Origin of the sequence: Streptodolium elevatio (assembly GCF_040649515.1) — a bacterium.
GTDB classification, from domain to species: domain Bacteria; phylum Actinomycetota; class Actinomycetes; order Streptomycetales; family Streptomycetaceae; genus Yinghuangia; species Yinghuangia elevatio.
This window is the reverse complement of sequence record NZ_JBEZFP010000258.1, coordinates 1-3,928: the sequence shown is the minus strand read 5'-3', so window position 1 is coordinate 3,928 and position 3,928 is coordinate 1. Positions and strand designations below refer to the sequence as shown.

Here is a 3,928-nt window from a genome sequence, read left to right as displayed (position 1 = left end):
CCGCTACGACAAGACCGCAACCTCCTTCACCGCCGCCCTCACCCTCGCCGCAACCCTCCTCTGGCTCCAACCACCACTTTGAAGACACGACCTAGCAGCCGCTCGAACGCGGGCTGCGCCGCTTGCGCCTGGGCGCCCTTTTCATCACTCCGGGCGGCCATCTCACGACCCCTTCCGCTTCGTACCGGACGACGAAGCCGTCCGGGTCGGACGGCGTTCCCGCCCGCTGCCGCTGGTGGTGCCGCTCCGACCGGCACCGCGCTTGCCCGATTCGGAGCTCTTCGTCGGCTTGGCGGTCGCGGCGCCGGAAGTCCTCGGCTTGGACTTTGCCGTGGCGGACGACCGGGACGACGGTTTGGACGACGACGGTTTGGACGATGTCGACTTCGACGCGGGCTTCTTGGCTGCCTGGGGCGCTTTGGGCGCCGACTTCGACGCCGACTTCGACGCCGGTTTCGACGCCGAGCCCGACGCTTTCGTGCCGGGCCCCGACCTGGCCGCCCCGGACCGGGCCTTGGGCGCGTCTTCCGACTTCGCCCGGGCCTGTGACGCGCGCTTGGGCGCGGACTTCGATCCGGACTTCGATCCAGACCGCGGCCCGGACTGCGATCCGGACTGCGACGCTGATCTCGACCGGGGGGATCCACGCGAGGGCGACCGGCCGCCGCTGTCATGCGAACGCGACTTGCGTTCTTCCGGAGCCCCGTCCGGTGCCTGGTCCTGTGTGCCTTCCTCGTTCTCCCGCTCGCCGCCGTCTCCCCCGAGCGCATGCGCACGACCCTCGATCCGGTCGGCGAGTGCGGTCGCCCGGCCTTCGACCGCGGCCTTGAGTGCCGACCGGCCGGCACGGGCGACGTCCTTACGGACCTGGTCCGTCAGCCGGGACACCGGCGCGGCTTCGCCGAGGCGCCGAGCGCCCTCGGCGGCGAGTTCACGAGGCCTCAGTTTGTAGTGCTTGGTGAGCAGATAGCTGCCTGCACCAAGAGCCAGTCTTCCCTTCTTCGTGCGGCCGAGCAGATAGCCCCCAGCTACGGCGGCGGCCAACGTGGCCCTGTTCGTCATCGTCACTCCTCAGCAGATCGTCTGCTCCCGGCGGCGCGCACCCTCTTCGAGTCGGTCCAGCAACTCGTCCTCGTACTCGTCATAGGTCTGTTCGTCGATCAACCCCGCATCGAGGTCCCGGTGCAGCGCCGCAAGTTGCGCCTGGACCACGGCCGGGTCGTACAGTTCCCGCTCTGCTGTCTCCTCGACGCAGCGCGCGATCCATGCCACTCCTTTGACCGGCGCAAGCGGGAGGGTGAGCAGTCCGGTGAGCAGTCCCATGGCTCCTCCTTCTCCTCACACCGCGACTTCAGGGGACGCGAAGCTGTACGTGGGCAGCGGACCGGTGCAGCGAAGTTCCACTCCTGGGCCGATGTCGCCCCGCAAGCCGTCGACAGCGGCAGCAAAAGCCGCCACGCCCGTCTCCTGAACCAGGAAGGAAATGTTTGCCGCATGGCCCTCCAGCGAGGGACCGGGGCGATAGGCGACTGCGTAGGGGGCCAGGACTTCGACGACGCGCTCCTCGATCGCGGCCGCATAGCGTGCGGTCGCGGCGGCGACCTTCTCGCCCAACTGCAGTTGGTCTTCGTACGACCCTCCGGTGCGGGTTCGCTCGCGCAGCGCAAGGATGTCCGGCTCCGTCGCGACGATGTCGCCGAGCACGGCATCCAGGTCCAGCTCGGCCTTCACGTTCAGTTCCGTCTTGCCCGCGATACGGGTGAGCGCTTCGCGGTAGCCGGCGGCGTGCTCCGCCAAGTGGTGCGCCACGTCTCCGTCGCTCCGCACCACGGTGCCGAACTGCAGTGGCAGTACCGGCCCGTGTTCGGCCAGTTCGGTGAGTACCTCGTGATGTGCCGCCAAATCACGGCGCCGGGCTCGGAGATCCTCCGGAGCGTCACCGACGACGGCGGCAACGGATGCGGTGTCGTCCTCCGCCCGCAGGATGCGGAGTCGGCCGGAACCGCCGACCCCCGCAGCGCCGGTGGGGAGTGCATGGCCGGCTCGCACGACGGCGTATACGTAGGTGGCCATCACGACTCCTCGGCCGGCCTACGCCGCCGACGCGGGCGCTCGGGCTCAGGGGCGCGCGCCTTCTTCCTGCGCGGGGCCTTCTCGGCCTCGTCCTTCTCTTCGTCATCCTCGTCGCCGGTGCCGATCGCCTCGCGCACCTTGCCGCCGATCGCGTTCACCGCACCGCCGATCGCACCCTCCGCCTTCCCGCGGCTGCCCCCCTCGGTGACCTCGCCAATCATGTCGGGAAGCGTCGATCGGCGCCCGGTGTGCTCGAGATCGAGGCGGTTGGTGGCCTCGGCGAAGCGCAGGTATGTGTCCACGCTGGCCACGACGATCCGCGCGTCGATCTGCAGCAACTCCAGGCCCAGCAGCGACACTCGGACGAACACGTCGATGACGAGGCCCCGGTCCAGGATCAGATCGAGGACGTCGTAAAGGTTTCCGGTCCCGCCTGCCTGCGTCCCGCCGGACGCCGGCTGCCGGGACACCGCGGGCTGCAGTGGAGAACCCATCTGCCTCACCTTCCTCAGCCGCTTCCTCGGCCGCCAACCCCGATCTTGCAAACGCGTCGGACGCGTCAAGCACCGGTGTCGCCCCGCCGGAACCGCGCCACCCGGCGGTACTCCTTCAATTTGCACTTCGGGTCGAGGAGCAGCTCGTACGTCGCCAGCAGGCGGACTTTCACACCGAGGGCGTCGAACCCGTAGCCGAGTTGGTCGCACCACTCGGGCAGGATGCGGCCCCACTGCGCCTGCGTCGCCGTTGGGCCACCGGCGGACATCGGGCCGGAGATAGTAACTGTGCTGCCCTCCTGCGTCCGGCTCGGGAGAGAAACACCCAGAAGGACCAAGTGCCGTGCGCGGCCTCAAGCGCGTACGAGGGTTGCGGACGCCGGACGCCGGACGGTGGACGGCGCACGCACCGCGAAGCGGCCACGCTCGACGACGCGCCACGGGGGCTCCGGCCGTCCCGCCTGGGTAACATCGGCGTGGAGTTCACCGCACAGCCGCGCGTAGTCGGCAACGATGCCCGCCAGCGCGGCATAGCCGTCCGCGAAATCGCGGCTGTCGTCCGCGTAATTGATCGAGCTACGCATGTCCAGGGCGGTGCGGGCCCGCGTCGCGAGGAGCTTGGCGAGCGGAATCCCCCGCCTATCCCTCTCCAGGAGGCTCAGTGCCTCCTTCGAGCCCTGGTAGTAGCAGCGGTACTTCTCGTGCAAACCCAACGCGTCGAAATCCATCGCATCGCCCGGCTTCCCCGAAACGGCTGCCCAACCGGCAGGAAGTTCGCTCGTGGTAGAGCTTCTCCAACCTAGCCTCGGCAGCGTTCCGGCGTACGCTGCGGTATCGAGGACCGCGCACGTCGGCTGACCCAGGTGTCCCCGCACAACTCATGCGCACTGCGATCCCGTCCCCCCACGACGACGTTCCCATGGGCGAGCCCGACCGGTAGAGGAACAGAAGGAACAGACACTCAACCCCCGAGTGACAGCCCCGCACCCCCGGCGCCAACCGGCACCCAGGAACGCGGCGTTCACCGATCGGGTGATGCCTTGGGCGGCGCGAACCCGTACGACCGTGTTCCAGCACCGCAGAACTCCGGTGCTGTCGGAGGGCTTTCGCGGCAGCGAAGCGGTCCGCGTCGACGGCGGAGGCACCAACGTGCTTGATCTTGGCCGAATTTACGATTCTGGCCTGTTCCATTCCGTCCCGGACAGGTCTACGGTGATTCGCCCCGGAGGGATCGCACGGCGCACCGGGCACCGGTGAGGTCTACGTCCGCGTACCCACCCGACCCGCGCGCGGCCTCCGGCACGGGCGGCCCCGCGGCGCGGACGCCTCCCATTGCGCCCGGGACTGCCCGCAGCGGTCGG

Annotated in this window: 5 protein-coding genes; all 5 read right to left on the bottom strand. The window is 69.2% G+C overall.

The genetic code is table 11. The features are described from left to right. Positions 1 to 1,071 precede the first annotated feature (1,071 nt). Positions 1,072 to 1,323 (bottom strand): gas vesicle protein GvpG, encoded by a 252-nt coding sequence (locus tag AB0C36_RS42685; RefSeq protein ID WP_358365086.1) that lies wholly within the window; start codon positions 1,321 to 1,323, stop codon positions 1,072 to 1,074. A 15-nt stretch (positions 1,324 to 1,338) separates the two neighbouring features. Next, positions 1,339 to 2,073: a GvpL/GvpF family gas vesicle protein gene (locus AB0C36_RS42680; RefSeq protein WP_358365083.1), complete on the bottom strand. Its 735-nt coding sequence runs from the start codon at positions 2,071 to 2,073 to the stop codon at positions 1,339 to 1,341. Next, on the bottom strand, positions 2,073 to 2,567 hold the full coding sequence (gene gvpJ, locus AB0C36_RS42675) for a gas vesicle protein GvpJ (RefSeq protein ID WP_358365081.1): 495 nt from the start codon (positions 2,565 to 2,567) through the stop codon (positions 2,073 to 2,075). The genes AB0C36_RS42680 and gvpJ overlap by 1 nt, the downstream gene beginning before the upstream one ends. Before the next feature lie 65 nt (positions 2,568 to 2,632). Then, complete coding sequence (gvpO, locus tag AB0C36_RS42670; RefSeq protein WP_358365078.1) at positions 2,633 to 2,836, bottom strand: gas vesicle protein GvpO; 204 nt, start codon at positions 2,834 to 2,836, stop codon at positions 2,633 to 2,635. An 84-nt stretch (positions 2,837 to 2,920) separates the two neighbouring features. Beyond that, positions 2,921 to 3,280: a hypothetical protein gene (locus AB0C36_RS42665; protein WP_358365076.1), complete on the bottom strand. Its 360-nt coding sequence runs from the start codon at positions 3,278 to 3,280 to the stop codon at positions 2,921 to 2,923. Between the last annotated feature and the right edge of the window lie 648 nt (positions 3,281 to 3,928).

Excerpts from the sequence above, each read along its gene's own strand:
- gvpJ (WP_358365081.1), bottom strand. The coding sequence starts at position 2,567 with ATGGGTTCTCCACTGCAGCCCGCGGTGTCCCGGCAGCCGGCGTCCGGC.
- gvpO (WP_358365078.1), bottom strand. The coding sequence starts at position 2,836 with ATGTCCGCCGGTGGCCCAACGGCGACGCAGGCGCAGTGGGGCCGCATC.
- AB0C36_RS42685 (WP_358365086.1), bottom strand. The coding sequence starts at position 1,323 with ATGGGACTGCTCACCGGACTGCTCACCCTCCCGCTTGCGCCGGTCAAA.
- AB0C36_RS42680 (WP_358365083.1), bottom strand. The coding sequence starts at position 2,073 with ATGGCCACCTACGTATACGCCGTCGTGCGAGCCGGCCATGCACTCCCC.